The 15,907-nt window shown below is 66.4% G+C and carries 18 protein-coding genes; 12 read left to right on the top strand and 6 right to left on the bottom strand.

Annotated features, from left to right (window positions below):
* Window positions 1–141 precede the first annotated feature (141 nt).
* Window positions 142–993 (bottom strand): DUF4163 domain-containing protein, encoded by an 852-nt coding sequence (locus ACREB7_RS09035; RefSeq protein ID WP_431591939.1) that lies wholly within the window; start codon window positions 991–993, stop codon window positions 142–144.
* A 54-nt stretch (window positions 994–1,047) separates the two neighbouring features.
* Here ACREB7_RS09035 and ACREB7_RS09030 point away from each other — a divergent pair, with 54 nt between their 5' ends.
* From ACREB7_RS09030 to argC, 3 genes are all read left to right on the top strand, one after another.
* Complete coding sequence (locus ACREB7_RS09030; protein WP_431591938.1) at window positions 1,048–2,460, top strand: leucyl aminopeptidase family protein; 1,413 nt, start codon at window positions 1,048–1,050, stop codon at window positions 2,458–2,460.
* A 76-nt stretch (window positions 2,461–2,536) separates the two neighbouring features.
* Complete coding sequence (locus ACREB7_RS09025; protein WP_431591937.1) at window positions 2,537–3,478, top strand: C40 family peptidase; 942 nt, start codon at window positions 2,537–2,539, stop codon at window positions 3,476–3,478.
* A gap of 4 nt (window positions 3,479–3,482) precedes the next feature.
* Window positions 3,483–4,403 carry an N-acetyl-gamma-glutamyl-phosphate reductase gene (gene argC / locus ACREB7_RS09020; RefSeq protein ID WP_431591936.1) on the top strand — a complete coding sequence of 307 codons (921 nt, stop codon included), beginning with the start codon at window positions 3,483–3,485 and terminating at the stop codon, window positions 4,401–4,403.
* Window positions 4,404–4,407: 4 nt separating this feature from the next.
* Here the strand turns inward: argC and ACREB7_RS09015 are convergent, their stop codons facing one another.
* Window positions 4,408–4,638 (bottom strand): hypothetical protein, encoded by a 231-nt coding sequence (locus tag ACREB7_RS09015; RefSeq protein WP_431591935.1) that lies wholly within the window; start codon window positions 4,636–4,638, stop codon window positions 4,408–4,410.
* A 154-nt stretch (window positions 4,639–4,792) separates the two neighbouring features.
* Here ACREB7_RS09015 and ACREB7_RS09010 point away from each other — a divergent pair, with 154 nt between their 5' ends.
* Window positions 4,793–6,133, top strand: a complete 1,341-nt coding sequence (locus ACREB7_RS09010) for a PQQ-dependent sugar dehydrogenase (protein WP_431591934.1) — start codon at window positions 4,793–4,795, stop codon at window positions 6,131–6,133.
* 34 nt (window positions 6,134–6,167) lie between these two features.
* Here ACREB7_RS09010 and ACREB7_RS09005 read toward each other — a convergent pair whose 3' ends face one another.
* Both ACREB7_RS09005 and dnaN read right to left on the bottom strand, forming a co-directional pair.
* The gene (locus tag ACREB7_RS09005; RefSeq protein ID WP_431591933.1) at window positions 6,168–6,536 is read right to left on the bottom strand and encodes a hypothetical protein; all 369 of its coding nucleotides are present in this window, start codon (window positions 6,534–6,536) and stop codon (window positions 6,168–6,170) included.
* A 26-nt stretch (window positions 6,537–6,562) separates the two neighbouring features.
* Window positions 6,563–7,678, bottom strand: coding sequence for a DNA polymerase III subunit beta (dnaN, locus tag ACREB7_RS09000; protein ID WP_431591932.1), 1,116 nt, complete (start codon window positions 7,676–7,678; stop codon window positions 6,563–6,565).
* A gap of 174 nt (window positions 7,679–7,852) precedes the next feature.
* On the opposite strand from dnaN, the gene ACREB7_RS08995 reads away from it, so the two are divergent.
* Together ACREB7_RS08995 and ACREB7_RS08990 are read left to right on the top strand one after the other, a co-directional pair.
* Window positions 7,853–8,350, top strand: coding sequence for a hypothetical protein (locus ACREB7_RS08995; RefSeq protein ID WP_431591931.1), 498 nt, complete (start codon window positions 7,853–7,855; stop codon window positions 8,348–8,350).
* 4 nt (window positions 8,351–8,354) lie between these two features.
* Window positions 8,355–9,044: an aspartate/glutamate racemase family protein gene (locus ACREB7_RS08990; protein ID WP_431591930.1), complete on the top strand. Its 690-nt coding sequence runs from the start codon at window positions 8,355–8,357 to the stop codon at window positions 9,042–9,044.
* Between the two features lie 423 nt (window positions 9,045–9,467).
* Here ACREB7_RS08990 and ACREB7_RS08985 read toward each other — a convergent pair whose 3' ends face one another.
* Window positions 9,468–10,349 carry a LysR family transcriptional regulator gene (locus tag ACREB7_RS08985; RefSeq protein WP_431591929.1) on the bottom strand — a complete coding sequence of 294 codons (882 nt, stop codon included), beginning with the start codon at window positions 10,347–10,349 and terminating at the stop codon, window positions 9,468–9,470.
* A gap of 152 nt (window positions 10,350–10,501) precedes the next feature.
* On the opposite strand from ACREB7_RS08985, the gene ACREB7_RS08980 reads away from it, so the two are divergent.
* The 5 genes from ACREB7_RS08980 to ACREB7_RS08960 all read left to right on the top strand — a co-directional run bounded on the left by ACREB7_RS08980 (window position 10,502) and on the right by ACREB7_RS08960 (window position 14,433).
* Entirely contained in the window at window positions 10,502–10,831 is a 330-nt protein-coding gene (locus ACREB7_RS08980; RefSeq protein ID WP_431591928.1) for a UrcA family protein, read from the top strand.
* 373 nt (window positions 10,832–11,204) lie between these two features.
* On the top strand, window positions 11,205–11,549 hold the full coding sequence (locus tag ACREB7_RS08975; RefSeq protein WP_431591927.1) for a hypothetical protein: 345 nt from the start codon (window positions 11,205–11,207) through the stop codon (window positions 11,547–11,549).
* Between the two features lie 175 nt (window positions 11,550–11,724).
* The gene (gene rlmN / locus ACREB7_RS08970; protein ID WP_431591926.1) at window positions 11,725–12,984 is read left to right on the top strand and encodes a 23S rRNA (adenine(2503)-C(2))-methyltransferase RlmN; all 1,260 of its coding nucleotides are present in this window, start codon (window positions 11,725–11,727) and stop codon (window positions 12,982–12,984) included.
* Between the two features lie 148 nt (window positions 12,985–13,132).
* Entirely contained in the window at window positions 13,133–13,591 is a 459-nt protein-coding gene (locus tag ACREB7_RS08965) for an outer membrane protein (RefSeq protein ID WP_431591925.1), read from the top strand.
* Between the two features lie 197 nt (window positions 13,592–13,788).
* Window positions 13,789–14,433 carry an MOSC domain-containing protein gene (locus ACREB7_RS08960; RefSeq protein ID WP_431591924.1) on the top strand — a complete coding sequence of 215 codons (645 nt, stop codon included), beginning with the start codon at window positions 13,789–13,791 and terminating at the stop codon, window positions 14,431–14,433.
* Here the strand turns inward: ACREB7_RS08960 and ACREB7_RS08955 are convergent.
* Entirely contained in the window at window positions 14,430–15,143 is a 714-nt protein-coding gene (locus ACREB7_RS08955) for an arylesterase (protein WP_431591923.1), read from the bottom strand. The two genes, ACREB7_RS08960 and ACREB7_RS08955, sit on opposite strands and share 4 nt — an antisense overlap.
* 16 nt (window positions 15,144–15,159) lie before the next feature.
* Between ACREB7_RS08955 and ACREB7_RS08950 the strand changes: the two genes are divergently transcribed.
* A complete protein-coding gene (locus ACREB7_RS08950; RefSeq protein WP_431591922.1) occupies window positions 15,160–15,879 on the top strand; it encodes an ABC transporter ATP-binding protein in 720 nt (239 codons plus the stop codon).
* Window positions 15,880–15,907 lie beyond the last annotated feature (28 nt).

Below are 15,907 nucleotides of genomic sequence, written 5' to 3'. Positions count from 1 at the left end.
CCATCGACATGCTCGGGCCTGCCCCCGGACGCGCCCTTCCGCTTCGAAGAATTGCTTGGCGCTGAGCGCGGCGCCGGCGGCGCGTTGCCGGGCTTTGGACTTGGCGGGCATGATGCTCCCCGTTTTCACGCAGGCAGCTCCCTACCGCGCGGCGCGGAATTCGCTCGCGAACTCGGGCTTCACGACGCGGACCAGCGCCGCCGTCACCGGCACGTTGATCCGATAATCACCCTCGGCATAGGCGCCGATTTCATAGGGGGCGATGGCGATCGTCAGCCGGTCGAGATGGCGACCGTCGGACGAGCCGAGCCACACTGTCTGCGCCGACGCCGGCGGACATTTGGCGAAGACCGATTCGAGCGCGTCGGGTAATTCTTCGTCGGGCGGCTGGATGCCCTTTGCCGCCTTGGCGCGCTTGATCGCTGCACAATAGTCGGTACGGATGGCCGCGTCGAACGCCTTGCCGCTGGTGAACAGGTCGAGCGGTTTCAGCCGTACCGTCTTGTTGCGGTCCCAGATCAGTGTTTCGAAATTGGTCATGCCGTGCGCGCCACCGGTGTAGGTTTCGATCTCGCTCGACAGGCTGAGGAAGCGCGGCGTGTTGGTGACGCGTTGCCACGCCTGCAAATGGCTGTGCGGGCGGTAGGGAAAGCCCTCCTTCTGCGCGAGCGCCTGGTCGCGGCGCGATTCCGCGGTCAGCGCGTCGCGCTTGGTCGCACGATCCTGGTCGAGCCATTCGGCAAGCTTCGGGATTTCGGCGGCTTCCTTTGGGTAGCTGTACGCAAATTCCATCAGGTCGCTGCTTTCCTTGACGTTTGACGCCGCCGCATTCGCCACCTTCACATCGTCGTTCGCACCCGGTGGCGCCCCGAGAACAGTCGCGGCGGCAGCCTTTTCGGCCTGGGTCGGTTCGGGTTCGCCCGAACAGGCGGTGACGAGCAGGATCGCCGGAACGAGCGCGGCGGCGAAGCGATGGGAGATGAGGAGCGTCATGCCCCCATAACGCCGGGAATCGACAAAGTTTCCCCGGAGGCTTAGCAAAAGCGCATGACCGACTATTCCGACCTGATCCAGCCCGACAAGGGGCAGGACGCGCGCCCGATCCACCTCGTCGACAAACAAAGCTATGACGGCTGGCTAAAGGGCCGCAGCGCACGCGAGCGGGCGCATCTGGCCGCCGTGGGGTTCAAACCCGATGCCTTCGCCCATGCGATCCTGCCCGGCGACAATCCCGAAAAATGGGCGGTCGTCACTGCCGTTGCACAAGTCGACAGCCTGTCGGCCTGGTGCCTCGCCAAGCTGGGACAGACATTGCCCGAGGGCCGCTACCGGATCGAAGGCGGGCAGCCCGGCAAGGCCCTGTTCGGGTGGATGAGCGCGCAATATCGTTTCGACCGCTATCGTCCCAAGGCCGAGGCGCGCGGACCGCGCGTGCTGCTGACCAGCGATGTCGGCGCGATCGCCCCGATGGTCGCCGAAATGCGCGCGACTGCGCTGGTGCGCGATATGGTCAACACGCCGGCCGCCGACATGGGGCCCGCCGCGATCGAGAAGCAGGCCGAACGCATCGCCAAGGCGCATGGCGGCAAGATCGTCGTGACCAAGGGCGAGGCGCTGGAACAGGGCTATCCGATGATCCACGCCGTCGGACGCGCGGCGGCCAAACATCACGCGCCGCGGCTGATCGAGATCATGTGGGGCAAGGACAGCCATCCCAAGATCGCGCTGGTCGGCAAGGGCATCAGCTTCGACAGCGGCGGGCTCGACATCAAGCCCTCGTCGGGTATGCGGTTGATGAAGAAGGATATGGGCGGCGGCGCGCATGTGCTGGCGCTCGCCGAACTGGTGATGGCGAGCGGGCTGCCGGTGCGGCTGCACTGCCTGGTCGCGGCGGCGGAAAATGCGATTTCGGCCGATGCCTTTCGCCCCGGCGACGTGCTGACCAGCCGGCTCGGGCTGACGGTCGAGATCGGCAACACCGACGCCGAGGGGCGGCTGGTCCTCGGCGATGCGCTGGCCAAGGCGAGCGAGGACAAGCCCGAATTGATCGTCGATTTCGCGACGCTGACCGGCGCGGCGCGCGTCGCGCTCGGCCCGGACCTGCCGCCGCTGTTCGCCAATGACGATGCGCTGGCCGACGCGATGCTGGCGGGCGGCATCAATCGCGACGATCCCCTGTGGCGCATGCCGCTGTGGGACGATTATGCCGACTTGCTCGAAACCGACATCGCCGACCTCGGCAACGCCGGGTCATCGGCCTTTGCCGGGACGATCACCGCAGCGCTGTTTCTCAAACGTTTTGTCGGTGACGGCATCGCCTGGGCGCATGTCGATACCTTCGCCTGGCGCCCGTCGGCGAAGCATGGGCGGCCCAAGGGCGGAGCGGCGCTCGGGATGCGCGCGGCATGGGCGATGCTGCAGGCGCGATACGACCGACGGCGCAAGAGCGATGCTTCTTGATAAAGGCCATGCCGCTGGGCTAATGCGCCGCGATTAAGCGCCGGACGGCGGCTCCAATACAGTATCAGGACATCACGTGGCAGCAGAGGGCGAAAATTTGGCGGCGGGTCGCATCCGCATGGGGCGCCCCGGCGCGGTCGGCGCAGGCCGCGATCGTTTCGGCCTGAGCGGCACCTCGCAGAGCTATGATCCGCGCACCGTCGCGATCCGCCCCGACCTGGCCGATATCGCGGTCGCCGGCCAGCATTTCGCGCCGCATTATGCCGCACCGATGATGAGCAGCTGCGTGCTGCCGTCGGCGATCCTGCGCAGCGCGCCATCGCTCGATGCCGACCAGACGAGCGAGCTGCTGTTCGGTGAGGCCTTTGCCCTGCTCGACCTGACTGGCGGCTGGGCGTGGGGCTATTGCCTCGCCGATCACTATGTCGGCTATCTTGCCGCCGACGCGCTCGGCGCGCCGATCGCCCCGACGCACCGGGTGCGGGCGAGCGAAGCCTTGCTCCACAGCGCGCCCGACGCCGCAAGCGGCGGGTCGGCGGTGCTGCCGCGCGGTGCGCTGGTAATGGGCGAGCCCGAGGGCGAATGGCTCGCCACCGCGCACGGCTATCTGCCGCTCGCGGCGCTCGTCGAGGCCGATGCTGCCGAGAGCGATGCCGCAAGCGTCGCCGAAGAGATGATCGGCGCGCCTTATGTCTGGGGCGGCCGCACCGCAAACGGGATCGACTGTTCGGGGCTGGTGCAACTGGCCTGGGGCGCCGCCGGCGTGCAACTGCCGCGCGACAGCGACCTCCAGCTCGCCGCCCTCGACGCCGACAAGGACGTCGATCCGTCGACACTCCAGCGCGGCGACCTTGTCTTCTTCCCCGGCCATGTCGGGATCATGGCGGACGCCAGCAACATCATCCACGCGAGCCGACGATGGATGGCGGTGAAGGTGGAACCGCTGGCCGACGTGATCGCACGATCGGCCGCCAAAGGACAGGAGCCGCCGGTAAGCGGCTATAAAAGACTGAAATAGCACCATGACACAAACGGTATTCATCGACGGCGCGGCGGGAACGACGGGCCTCGAAATCGCCGAACGGCTCGCAGGACGGCCCGAGTTTTCGCTGCTGACGCTGAGCGAGGCGCACCGCAAGGACGCCGGGGCGCGGCGCGAAGCGCTGAACGACGCCGATTTCGTCATCCTCTGCCTGCCCGACGCGGCGGCGATCGAGGCGGTGGGCATGATCGCCAACGACCGCACGAAGGTGATCGACGCCTCGACCGCGCACCGCGTGGCGCCGGGCTGGACCTATGGCTTTCCCGAACTGAACGCCGGGCAGCGCGACGCGATCGCGGGCTCGGCGCGGGTCAGCAACCCCGGCTGCTACCCCACCGGCTTCCTCGCGCTCGTCGCGCCGCTGGTCGCGGCGGGCATCGTCGCGAAGGATGCGCGGCTGAGCGTCAACGCGGTGTCGGGCTATTCGGGCGGCGGCAAGGAATTGATCGCGCGCTTCGAGGCGGAGCCCGATATCGGTTTCCGCAGCTATGGCCTGGCGCTCGGCCACAAGCATGTGCCCGAGATGCAGGCGGGTTCGGGGCTGCTCCACGCCCCGGTCTTCGCGCCGGCGGTGGTGCCGGTCTATCGCGGCATGCTGGTCGAAGTGCCGCTGAGCTTCGACGCGCCCACTGCCGATGCGGCCCATGACGCGCTGGCGGCGCATTATGAGGGGTCGGCGCTGGTTGGCGTGCGCCGGGCGGGCGATGAGAGCGAATTGTTGCTGCGCAAGGGCGACGCCGCCACCGACGCGATGGAGCTGATGCTCTATGCGAGCGCCGACGGCACGCAGCTTCGTCTGGTCGCGCGGCTCGACAATCTGGGCAAGGGCGCAAGCGGCGCCTGCGTCCAGAACCTCAACATCATGGCGGGCTTGCCCGAGACGGCGGGACTGCGCCTCTAGGGCGTCAATGCACCGTGTCGAGGATATCCTCGACCGACAAATAGGTGATCAGCCGCTCGATCTGCCGCCAGCGGGCGAAGTGGATATGGTTGCCGAGCACGCGATATTGCTCGGCGCGCGCCGCCGCCGCATAGCCCGCCTCGTCGCCATGCCGGGCGATCAGCGCATGCGCGTCGTCCACCGCGGCGCGGTCGGAAAGAAATGGTGCTGGCAGTTGCATGGTGTCCCCGATCATGTCGCCGACCGCTCTACGCCCCCCGCCTCACCGCGCCGTTCCCAATAGTGCTGAACGGGCGGGTAAGGTTAATCGCCAGCGCGTTTCGGTTAACCATGCGTCGCCCACGTTTCGCCTCTTTGCCGCCGCGCCCGGCACGTGTAGACATGCTGCCATGCGCAAGATCCTGAAATATCTCCTCCTCGCCCTGCTGCTGGTCCTGATCGTCGGCGGCATCACCCTTTATGCCATGTCGCGCCCCGATGTGGCGCGCTTCTCGACCGCCGAACTCAGCGGCCGGGTGCCGGTGATGGCGCCGCAGGCGTCGCAGACCATCCCGACGATGAACGTGCCCGAGGCGACCAAATGGCCGGCCGGAGAGGCTCCGCGCGTCGCTGCCGGGCTGAGCGTTGCGCGCTTTGCCGAGGGGCTGGCGCATCCGCGCACGATGTTCGTCCTGCCCAACGGCGACGTGCTGGTCGCCGAAAGCGAGAGTCCGCCGCGCGACACGTCGGGCATCGAGGGCGCGGTGATGGGCCGGATGATGAGCAAGGCGGGCGCCGGCGGCAAGTCGGCGAACCGCATCAGCCTGCTCCGCGATGCCGACGGCGACGGCAAGGCCGAGGTCAAGACCGCCTATATCACCGGCCTCAACTCGCCCTATGGCATCGCGCTGGTCGGCAAGACGCTGTACGTCGCCAACACCGATGCGCTGCTCGCCTTCCCCTATGTCGAGGGCGAGACGGCGATGAGCGGCAAGCCGAGCAAGATCGCCGACCTGCCCGCCGCCGGCACCAACCGTCACTGGACCAAGAGCCTGGTCGCGGCGCCCAATGGCTGGCTCTATATCGGGGTCGGCGCCGACAGCAATATCGGCGAAAAGGGCGAGAATAACGAAGCGCGCCGCGCCCGCATCCTCGAGGTGCGGCCCGAGCAGAAATATGTCCGCACCTTTGCGGCGGGCATTCGCAACCCCGTCGGGTTGGGCTTCTATCCGGGCAGCAACCAGCTGTGGACCGTGGTCAACGAGCGCGACATGCTCGGCAGCGACCTGGTCCCCGACTATCTGGCCGAGATCGACGAAGGCGATTTTTATGGCTGGCCCTGGTATTATTGGGGCGGTTTCGTCGACCCGCGCGTCGCCCCCGACGCCGACGACCGCCGCCAATATGTCAAGCGCCCCGCCTATGCGCTCGGCGCGCATACCGCGCCGCTGGGCATGACCTTCACCCAGGGCCTCGACCTTGGCGAGCGCTGGGCGAACGGGGCTTTGATCGCCCGCCACGGGTCGTGGAACCGCGAACCGGTCGCGGGGTATGACGTGGTGTTCGTGAAATTCGGCGCCAACGGCAAGCCCGCCGACGCGCTGCCGATCACGCTGCTCGACCAGTTCCTGGCGAAAGACGGCAAGACGACGCGCGGCCGCCCGGCCGATGTGAAGGTTGCGAAGGACGGCAGCGCGCTGATCGCCGACGATACCGGCGGCGTGATCTGGCGGGTCGCGAAGGCGGGATAGGCAGACCCGACCTCGTCGATGCGCGAGCTGCCTTTCAGCGGCCGACGGCGGTCAGAATCCTTCCGGCATCCTGCAAGTCTTCGCCCATAGCGATGGCTTCGGCTCCGCAGCGCTTCATCTCTTCTGCCAGTTTCGGGCTGATCTGGGCATAGAGTTCCGGCGTCACGACATCGGCCATTTTCAGGGTGGCGTAGCGCCCCTTCAACTTGCCCACAAAATAGGTCAGCACGGTCGCCATGCCCGACTTGGCTTCCGCCGAGAGCGATTGTCCGGGCAATTCGCTGCCGATCGCGATGCTCACCGCGGCAATGCAATTGGTATCTGCCCGGTCTTGTTCCGAAAACCCGGCCGGCGGCGCTGCCGACGCCGCGCTCGAGAACAGCAGCGCGATACCAGCCGCCACGCCGAGCCCATATTGCCCGCGAACGGTCACACCCGCATCGGCATCAGCACATAAAGCGCCGGGCTCTTCTCGCTCTCGCGGATCAGGGTCGGGGCGTTGGCGTCGGCGAGGTGAAGCTCGACATTGTCGCCGTCGACCTGGCCGAGGATGTCGCTGAGGTAGCGGGCGTTGAAGCCGATCTCCATCGCCTCGCTGTCATAGGCGGCGGCGAGTTCTTCGGCGGCGGTGCCGTTTTCGGGGCTCGTCACCGACAGGGTGATGCGATCCTTGTCCAAACCGACCTTGACCGCACGGGTCTTTTCGCTGGCGATCGTCGACACGCGGTCGACGCCCTGGAACAGGCTTTTCGGATCAACCTTCAAGAGCTTGTCGTTCGCGGTCGGGATGACGCGGCTATAGTCGGGGAAGGTGCCGTCGATCAGTTTCGAGGTCAGCACGGCGTTGCCGAGCTGGAAACGGATCTTGGTCGCCGACAGGCTGATCTCGACATTGCCCTCGGCCTCGTCGAGCAGCTTGCGGATCTCGCCGACGCATTTGCGCGGAACGATCACGTCGGGCATCGCGCTGGCGCCGTCGGGGCGGGTCACCGTGTAGCGCGCGAGGCGGTGGCCGTCGGTCGCCGCGGCCTTGAGTACGGGACCCGTCGCATCCTCGGCGACATGCAGGAAGATGCCGTTGAGGTAATAACGCGTTTCTTCGGTCGAGATCGCGAAGCGCGTCTTGTCGATGATCTGGATCAGCTCGGCGACCGGCAGTTCGAAATTGGTCGGCAGCTCGCCCTCGGCGATCACCGGGAAGTCGTCGCGCGGCAGCGTCGGCAGGTTGAAGTTCGAGCGGCCGGCCTTGACCTGCATCTTGCCCTCGGCGGCGGCGAGGCTGACCTCGGTACCCTCGGGCAGCTTGCGGGCGATTTCGAACAAAGTATGCGCCGACACGGTGGTCGTGCCGGGGGTTTCGACCTTCGCGGCGATCGTCTCAACGACCTGGAGGTCGAGATCGGTCGCCATCAGCTTGAGCTGGCCCGAGGCGTCGGCTTCGATCAGCACGTTCGACAGGATGGGGATGGTGTTACGCCGCTCGACCACCGACTGGACATGGCCAAGGCTCTTCAACAGTACCGCGCGTTCGATCGTCGCTTTCATTGTTATTCCGCCATCCTGTATGCTCGTGCGGGAGAAGTCCCTCAGGGACGGGTACCATGGGCGCCGCAGCACCCCGATTCCCTGCCCCCATAAAATGTCTTCCTTCCTTAACGCGCCTATGGCGGCGTGCAAGCCATGCTTGCAATGCGACGGCATTCGCGCAAACGAGGCGCGATGCGCCGTGCCCTGCCCTTTTTCCTCCTGCTCGCCGGCTTGCCCGCCATGGCGCTTGCCGCGCCGCGCACCGCGCTCGGCGTCTTCGACGGCTGGGGCGCGTTTCGCGACCCAGCAACGCCGCGTTGCTATGCGATCGCCGCCCCCGCCGCGACGATCGGCACGCCGCAGGTCAAAGCCTATGCCAGCGTCGGTTACTGGCCCAAATCGCGCATTCGCGGCCAATTCTACGTCCGCCTGTCGAAAGCGCGGCGCGCCGGCGGCGAATTGCGGCTGACGATCGGCAGCCGCCGTTTCATCCTGACCGGCAATGGCGCGCACGGCTGGGCGAGCGACGCGCGAATGGACGCGGCGATCATCGCCGCGATGCGATCGGCGCCGAGCATGAGCGTCGAGAGCGTGAGCGGCAGCGGCGGATCGATCGCCGACACCTATCGGCTGCGCGGCGCGGCGACGGCGATCGATGCGGCGGCGCTGGGCTGCGCGAGTTTGGGGTGAGGCAATGAAGACGATCGGCCTGATCGGCGGGATGAGCTGGGAAAGCTCGGCGCATTATTACCGCCTGATCAACGAGGGGGTGAAGGCGCGGCTCGGCGGCCTGCATTCAGCGCGCGTGCTGATGCTGTCGCTCGATTTCGCGCCGATCGCCGGGCTGCAGGCGAGCGGCGACTGGGACGTGCTCGACACGCAGATGGCCGATGCCGCCAAATCGCTGACGGCGGGCGGCGCCGAGATGCTGCTGATCTGCGCCAACACGATGCACCTGTGCGCCGATGCGGTCGAGGCGGCGACGCCGGTGCCGCTGCTCCATATCGCCGACCCCGCCATCGCCGCGATCCGGGCGGCGGGATATCGGCGCGTCGGGCTGCTCGGCACCGCCTTCACGATGGAGAAGCCCTTCTACACCGGACGCATGGCCGCCGCCGGGATCGCGGCGATCGTCCCCGGCGATGCCGACCGCGCGACCGTTCACCGCATCATTTATGACGAACTGGTCCAGGGCGTGATCCGCGACGAATCGCGCGCCGAATATCGCCGCATCATCGCGGCGCTGATCGCCGACGGCGCCGAGGCGATCGTGCTCGGCTGCACCGAGATCATGCTGCTGGTCGATGCGAGCGACAGCACGGTGCCGCTGTTCGACACGCTGGCGCTGCATGTCGAAGCGGCGGTGGAGGCGGCGCTGGCGTGAAGCGGGGCGCTCAAGAAACGGTGTAATTCCGCCGAACTTCACACTGGAATCACGGTTGGCGATACTACCGTGAGCAGCCGTCACCTCGGGCTTGATCCGGGGCCTGCCTTCCTTCGATCCGGCGATCCCAGAAGAAAAAGGCGAGTCCCGGGTCAAGCCCGGGATGACGCGATGGGGCGGGCAACCCGGAAGGCAAGGAAAACTGCGCAACTTCACGCTGAAATCGCATCGCAGCTCCCGCAGATGCCCCCTTAAAGCGACAAAAGATACGGATGCACGCGACGAAATTGTCGCCTTTGTCGCTTTACGCGGTGAGGAGATCCCGGGCTGACAATTGACCGTCGAGCGGCATTCGAAACATGGCTTTGGGTCCATCTATCAGCTTGGAGCATGACGATCTTTTTTAGGAAAGCGGTTTTTCGGCTACTCGCGCGCCAGCGCCGTCAATTCCTTCGCCAGAAAATCGAGCACCGTCCGCACCCGCGGCACATGGCGCAGCCGTTCGTGGGTCAGCAGCCACAGCCCCGTGGTGTCCTCGGTCTTGGGCGGGATGCAGCGGATGAGGTCGGGCTCGCGGTCGGCAAGGAAGGCGGGGAGGATGGTGAGCCCCATGCCCGAGCGCACCCCGGCGAGCAGGCCCGAGGCGCTGTCATATTGCATCACCACCGATTCCTCGAGCCCGTACTGGCGCAGCCACGCCTGATAGGGTTCCCAGACCCCGCCGCCGCCGCCGATGAAGGGGTGGGCGGCGAGTTGCTCGCGGCTGTGCGGGATGCCGTGGCGGTCGGCATAATCGCGGCTGCTGTATAGGGTCCACGGATTGTCGGCGATGCGGCGCCCGACGAGCCCCGCGCCGGTCGGCTGTTTGCTGCTGCGGATCGCGATGTCGGCGGCGCCCGCCGCGAGGTCGCGCGGCTCGTCGGCGGTGTCGAGGCGGATATGGATTTCGGGATGCGCCGCGCGCAGGTCGCGCAGGATCGGCGGCAGGATGGTGACCGCGAAGATTTCCATCGTCGTCAGGCTGACCGTGCCGCCCGCGTCGCGCGACCGCGCGCCCGCCGCTTCGCCGAAACGATCGGCGGCCTCGCGGACGGCGAGCGCACTCGCCAGCATGCCCTCCCCCGCCACCGTCAGCGCGTAGCCGGCCTGCCGCCGCTCGAACAGGGTGAGGCCGGTCGCTTGCTCGAGCGCGGCGATGCGGCGGGCGACGGTGGTCTGGCTGACGCGCAGCGCCTGCGCCGCCGCCAGCGTGCTGCCGGTTTCGGCGACCGCGAGAAAGGATTTGAGGTCGTTCCAGTCGAACATGATGTATTTTGCGTCATACGCTCCCTGCGCGCATTCTGCAATTTTGCAGAATGGTTTCGCAACATCGTTGCTCCCGCGGCGGCGCGCGGCGGATTATCTGTGTCCCTACCGGCTTCCTCCCCTCCCCTTCAGCCGGACGATGGAGACATGAGATGAAAAAGCTTCTGATCCTCGCCGCGCTGGCCGCCGCTTCGTTCGGCCAGCCCGCCCTTGCCCAGACCGCGTCCGCCAATCCGACCGTCGTCGTCCAGCACGGCGACCTCGACCTCAAGACCGAACGCGGCGCCCGGACGCTCGACCGCCGTATCTGGCGCGCCGCCGTCGAGGTGTGCGGCACCGCTTCGGACTTCGACATCGCGGGCAAGAACGACATTCGCGAATGCCGCCGCGAAACCCGGCTTCTGGCCGCCGCGCAGGCCGATGCGATGATCGCGAGCGTGGCGCGCGGCGAACCGATCCGGGTTAGCTCGATCGCGAAATGATCCGCTGACGCCTGAGGCACTCCAGGCGATCTGTGTGTCCCCGCGACAGCGGAGAACCATCTCGGGCCGGTTCAGAATGGCTCCGACCGGCGATGGGCCCCTGCTTCGGCGGGGGCACACAGCTTTTTATTCCGAAGCCGCCGCGCCAGTCGCGGCAAACCAGCTCGCCTGGTCCCGGAGATGCTGGCGCCGTAACCGCCGCCTCCGCAATCGGAAGCGGTTTCGTTGCGCGCTGCCCTCTCCTTGTGACACTTAGTTACATAATCCCTTGCCCGCCCTGCCCCATTGGCGCATGATCGCGTCCGAACGATACGGAAGACGCCCTCACGGCGCGCCGTTCGGTCGCAACGGCCATGGAGAGGGAGATGCCGGAATGACTGTAGCCAGCCGCTGTGATGCGGAAGCCCGCGAGCGGCACCGGACGCTCGATTTTATCGGCCTGCGCGCCCATGCGACGACCGTTGGCCTGATCCAGCTGTGCGAGGAATTGCTCAACGCGGGAATCCTGTCCCCCGACGGACTCGAACGAATCAAGGGTGCGATCCGGTCCGAACTGACCGTGTGCAACGCGCGGATTTCGAACCAGCCGACCTTCGACGACACGCTGAAGCGCCGGCTCGACGCGATCTTCCCGAAATGCGCGGGCGTGCCGCCCGAAGAAACGGTCGGATGCGCCGAACCCTTTGCCGAAGCGCTGGGCGAGGCGCGCGCGCACTGAATATTTCTCTCCCCTCCCGCAGGCGGGAGGGGTTGGGGATGGGCAGCGACGCTGTAATGGCCCACCCCGCTGCGACTAACGAGCAAGCTCGTAAGTCACGCTGCCCCTCCCGCTTGCGGGAGGGGATGAGCATAGATTGCACAAAAAGCCTTTCGGCCGTATAGGCGCCGCCATCATGCAGATCCCCGGCCATATCGACCCCGTCACGACGGGCACCGTTCCCCTGCGCGGGGGCAACCGCATCGACCTGGTCGGGCTCAGCCGCGACGCGATCGGCGGGGTGCTGGTCGAAGCGGGATTGGACGCGAAAGCGGCGAAGCTGCGCGCCAAGCAAATCTGGCACTGGATCTATCACCGCGGGGTCACCGAATTCGAGGCGATGACCGACATCGCCAAGGCGATGCGCCCCTGGCTGACCGACCGCTTCATCATCGGCCGCCCGACGGTGCGCGAGGCGCAGGTGTCGAATGACGGCACGCGCAAATGGCTGCTCGCCGCCGCCGACGGCCAGGAATATGAGATGGTCTTCATCCCCGACGCCGATCGGGGAACGCTCTGCGTGTCGAGCCAGGTCGGCTGCACGTTGAATTGCCGTTTCTGTCACACCGGGACGATGCGGCTGGTGCGCAACCTCGCGGCGGGCGAGATCGTCGGACAGGTGATGCTGGCGCGCGACGCGCTCGGCGAATGGCCGAAGGGCACGATGGCGGGCTTCGGCGCCGATCCCGAGGATGACGATGCCGACGAAAGCGCCGATGATTCGGGCGGCAACTACACCGCCGACGGCCGGATGCTCACCAACATCGTGATGATGGGCATGGGCGAGCCGCTGTATAATTTTGAAGAGGTCAAGGGCGCGCTCAAGATCGTGATGGACGGCGACGGGCTCGCGCTGTCGAAGCGCCGCATCACCCTGTCGACGAGCGGCGTGGTGCCGATGATGGCGCGCGCGGGCGAAGAGATCGGCGTCAACCTCGCGGTGTCGCTGCACGCGGTGTCGAAGGAAATCCGCGACGAGATCGTGCCGCTGAACCGCAAATATGGCATCGACGAATTGCTGCGCGCCTGCGCCGAATATCCGGGCGTCGGCAATTCGCGGCGCATCACCTTTGAATATGTGATGCTCAAGGACAAGAATGACAGCGACGACGATGCGCGCGAGCTGGTCCGGCTGATCAAATATTATGGCCTGCACGCGAAGGTGAACCTGATCCCCTTCAACCCCTGGCCCGGCGCCGCCTATGAATGCTCGACCCCCGAGCGGGTGCGCGCGTTCAGCAACCTGATCTTCAAGGCCGGGATTTCGGCGCCGGTGCGCGCCCCGCGCGGCCGCGACATCATGGCGGCGTGCGGGCAGTTGAAAAGCGCGGCGACCAAGCCGACACGCGCCGAACTCGACCGGATTGCCGAGGAAAAGCAGGCCGCGCTCGGCTGACCGCCGCCCCTGTGTTGCAAAAACAACACAGGTAAGGAAATTGTCACATTTCCGTTCATTCGTTCATTGAACAGACAGTAAAAAACGCCATTTAGGCGGCGGGTCGCGCTCCAAGGGACGCGTCCCGTCACGAATAAAGGAAAACAAAATGAAGAAATTCGCAGTTGCAGCCGCTCTCCTCTCGGCCGTCGTCGCCACCCCCTCGTTCGCTGCCGAAGGCGGCGAAGGCCATGTCGAAGTTCGCGGCGGCCTGATCACCGGCAACGGGATCGACGAAGGCACGATCGGCCTCGCAGCGGGCTATGATTTCGACCTCGGCAGCAGCGCCTTCGTCGGCGCCGAAGTCGCTGGCGACAAGGTTCTTGTCGACGGCTTCGACGTTCAGTTCTCGGCCGGCGGCCGCGCCGGCGCCAAGATCGGCGACAAGGGCAAGCTGTTCGTGACCGGTGGTTACACCTTCAGCGATCTCGACGATCCCTATGTCGGTGCCGGCTACCAGCACAAGTTCGGCCAGAATGTTTACGGCAAGGTCGAATATCGTCACCAGTTCGTGAGCAACTTCGGCGACTTCGACAGCTTCGTCGCGGGCGTCGGCTTCGCTTTCTGATCCTTCGGGCAGAAATGAACAGGAAAAGGGCGGCCCCGCGGGGTCGCCCTTTTTCGTTTGGGGGCACGGCAGGTTTCGGGCGGAAGCGGCCATAAAGCCCCTCCCCTGAAGGGGAGGGAGGGGTTCGTTGGAATGTCTGCAACCCACCCCAAAACCGTCGCTTCCCCCATTCGCACCAAACCGCTAGACCCGCCCTCATGCGCATCTCCATCGACGCCATCCTGACCGGCAAGGCCGAACGCTTTCGCGGCGACGAAACCAGCGCCATCGCCAAAACGCCGGTCAATGAGGCCCGGCGCGTCGGTTTCCTCGGCATCGCCGGCGACGAACAGGCCGACCTCAGCGTCCATGGCGGCACCGACAAGGCGATCCACCATTATCCGCGCGATCATTATGGCTGGTGGGCCGAAACGCTCGGCGGCCACGATCTGCTCGCTGCCCCCGGGGCGTTCGGCGAGAATATATCGACCGCAGGACTGGTCGAGACCGAGGCCTATATCGGCGATCGCTATCGGCTGGGCAGCACGTTGGTCGAGATCAGCCAGGGACGGCAGCCGTGCTGGAAGCTCGGGCACCGCTTCGGGATCGCGAGCGTCACCGCGACGGTGGTGACGTCGCGGCGCAGCGGTTGGTATTATCGGGTGATCGAGGAAGGGACGGTCGCGGCGGGGGACAGCCTCGAATTGGTCGCGCGACCCTTGCCCGAATGGAACGTCGAGCGCGTGTTCGCCCTGCTGATCGGCGGCGACGGCAAGCGCGAGCCGGCGGCCCTGCGGGCGCTGGCGTCGATGGATGTCCTCGCGGCGAACTGGCGCGTGCGCGCGGAGAAATTGCTGGCTTAATCGGCGTCGGGCAAGGCTTCCTCGACCAGCGGCGCGAGCCCCTCGACGATCACCCCGACCCCTTTGGCGTTGGGATGGACATTGTCGCCGAGCATCAACGCCTTGTTCGTCACCACATTGTCGAGGATGAAGGGATAGAGGCTCGCGTCATATTTGGCCGCGAGTTCGGGATAGATGGGGTTGAACGCCCTGGCATAATCGCTGCCCATGTTCGGCGAGGCCATCATGCCGGTGAGCACGACGGGGATCTCGCGCTTCCGGAGCTCGGCGAGCATCGCGTCGAGATTGGCGCGGGTCTCTTTCGCGTCGATCCCGCGCAGCATGTCGTTCCCGCCCAGGCCGAGCAGGACGAGCGCGGGCTTCACCTTGGCATTGTCGAGCACGAAGGTCAGGCGCTGGAGACCTGCGGCGGTCGTGTCGCCAGACACCCCCGCATTCTGCACCCGCGCCACCACACCGTCGGCGGCCAGCGCGGCCTGCAATTGCGGCGCGAGGCCTTCCTTCGGGCCGAGTTGATAGCCCGCGTAAAGGCTGTCGCCGAAGGCGATCACCAGCGGGGCGTCGGCCGGGATCGCCGCCGCCTTGGTCGAAGGCTCTGCCTCCTTGGTCGAAGCGGCGCCCTTTTCCGCCGATCCGCACGCGGCGAGCGGTTGGCAAAGCGCAAGGACGCAACCATATACCAAAAACGAGCGCCATCCGGCCTTGATCATTCCAAAGGGTCCCTTCTTGACCGAACCTTCCCGACCGCCCGCTGACGCGGCGATCGCCGCCCATAATGTGACGCTGACGCTCGGCACCGACAAGGCCCCCGTCGAAATTTTGCGGGGGATCGACCTCCGCGTCGCCGCGGGCGAATCGGTTGCGCTGCTTGGGCCTTCGGGGTCGGGCAAAAGCTCGCTGATGGCGGTGCTTGCGGGCCTCGAACGCGCAAGCGGCGGGACGATCCATATTGCCGGGACCGACTTCACCACGCTCGACGAGGATGGTCTTGCGCGCGCGCGACGTGGGCGGATCGGCATCGTGCTGCAAGCCTTCCACCTGCTGCCGACGATGACCGCGCTGGAAAATGTCGCGGTGCCGCTGGAACTGGCGGGCCATGCCGATCCCTTCGGGCGCGCGGCGAAGGAACTGGAGGCGGTCGGGCTCGGCCATCGCCTCACCCATTATCCGGCGCAATTGTCGGGCGGCGAGCAGCAGCGCGTCGCCATCGCGCGCGCGATGGCGGGGGAGCCCTCAATCCTGTTCGCCGACGAGCCGACGGGCAATCTGGACACCGCGACGGGGCATGCGATCGTCGACCTGCTCTTCTCGCGCGGCAAGGCGCTTGGCGCGACCCTGCTGGTGATCACGCATGACCCTGAGCTGGCCGAGCATTGCGACCGCGTGCTGGTGATGCACGACGGGCGGATCGACGAGGAACGGAAGGGCAAGCGAAATGCCGCTTAAAACCCGTTCGTGTCGAGCGAAGTCGAGA

Origin of the sequence: Sphingopyxis sp. (assembly GCF_050725615.1) — a bacterium.
In the GTDB taxonomy this organism is placed as follows: domain Bacteria; phylum Pseudomonadota; class Alphaproteobacteria; order Sphingomonadales; family Sphingomonadaceae; genus Sphingopyxis.
This window is presented reverse-complemented; position numbering and strand designations above follow the sequence as displayed.